We start from the raw sequence: 1,530 nt of genomic DNA, 5'->3' as shown, positions 1-1,530 counted from the left end.
CAATACCAGTGACTTAAGACTCGCTGCTGGTAGCGTGGGGTCCAGGAGGTGCCTGGATGCCACGGCCTGGGCAGGTCAAGCCGGAGACGGATGAGCGGTTGTCGGACCGGATTGCGGTCGGGCTGCTGACGCGTACGTTTCCGCCGGAGTTGGTGGACCGTGTGGTTGCCGAGTGCGGACGCTCGGGACAGCGCAATCGGCTACTGCCGCCTCGGGTGGTGGTCTACTTCGTGCTGGCGATGTGCCTGTTCTCGGGGCAGGGGTACGAGGAGGTCGCGCGGCTGCTCACGCAGGGCCTGACCTGGGCGAAGCGTTGGTCGGGTTCGTGGCAGGTGCCGAGTACGGCGGCGATCTCGCGGGCTCGGGTGAAGCTGGGCCCGGAGCCGCTGAAGGCGCTGTTCTCCGAGGTTGCCCGGCCGTTGGCGACCGAGGCGACCCGGGGTGCCCGGTATGGGCGGTGGCGGCTGGTGGCGATTGACGGCACGGTCTTCGATGTGCCGGACAGTGAGGCGAACGCCGAGTACTTCGGGCGGCCGAAGACACATCGCACCGAGCGGTGTGCGTATCCGCAGGTGAGGATGGTGGCGCTGGCCGAGTGCGGCACCCACGCCATCACCGCCGCCGCCCTGGGACCGCTGTCGTCCTCCGAACCCGCCCTGGCCCGTGGCCTGTTCGGACATCTCGGCGACGGGGATCTCCTACTGGCCGACCGCGGCTTCACCGGGGTTGAGCTGTGGCGGGCGGCCTCGGCCGGCGGCGCGGACCTGCTGTGGCGGATCCGCTCGCATCAGATCCTGCCGGTGTGCGAGGAACTTCCCGACGGCTCCTACCTGTCGGAGATCGTCATCGCGAAGGACCGCAAACGCACCGACCCCACGACCGTGCGGGTCGTCGAGTACACCCTTCAAGGCGCAGGCTTTCCCCAACAGGACGCTCCCTACCGGCTGATCACCACGATCCTCGACCCCGAGGCCGCACCCGCCGCCGACCTGGCCGCTCTCTATCACGAGCGGTGGGAGATCGAGACCACGCTGGACGAGCTGAAGACCCACCAGCGCGGGCCCGCCCAGGTCCTGCGGTCCCGCTCGCCCGGCGGCGTCGAGCAGGAAGTCTGGAGCCATCTGCTGGTCCACTACGCCATCCGCAGCCTGATGCACGACACCGCGGACGCCGCCCAACTCGACGCCGACCGGCTCTCCTTCACCCGCAGCATCCGTCTCGCACGCCGCCAGGTCACCGCGCAGGCGGCCTTTTCCCCCTGACCACCTCGCCACAGCCCTCACCGACGGCCTGCGCGAGATAGCCCGGCACCTGCTGCCGACCCGCCGCAGACGTTTCAACCCCCGCGTCATCAAACGCAAGATGTCCGGCTTCGGCGTCAAACGCGACGAACACCGACGCCCTCCCCAGCCCGACCGGAGCTCCGCCGAGGCCGTGGCCATCGCCCCGCACTGGCGCACCGCCTCAATCAACCCACCGACCAAGGTCCCACGAAGCTGGGATCCGATACCTTAAGTCACTGGTATTGGG

Annotated in this window: 1 protein-coding gene; it reads left to right on the top strand. The window is 69.0% G+C overall.

All coding sequences use genetic code 11. From position 1 onward, the window contains the following. Positions 1 to 56: 56 nt before the first annotated feature. Positions 57 to 1,262: an IS4 family transposase gene (locus QMK24_RS41220; RefSeq protein ID WP_283472045.1), complete on the top strand. Its 1,206-nt coding sequence runs from the start codon at positions 57 to 59 to the stop codon at positions 1,260 to 1,262. Positions 1,263 to 1,530: the final 268 nt, after the last annotated feature.

This window comes from Streptomyces sp. PH10-H1 (assembly GCF_030063355.1).
Classification (GTDB): domain Bacteria; phylum Actinomycetota; class Actinomycetes; order Streptomycetales; family Streptomycetaceae; genus Actinacidiphila.
This window is presented reverse-complemented; position numbering and strand designations above follow the sequence as displayed.

Bases quoted from the DNA above. Each gene is read 5' to 3' on its own strand.
- QMK24_RS41220 (WP_283472045.1), top strand. From the start codon at position 57: ATGCCACGGCCTGGGCAGGTCAAGCCGGAGACGGATGAGCGGTTGTCG.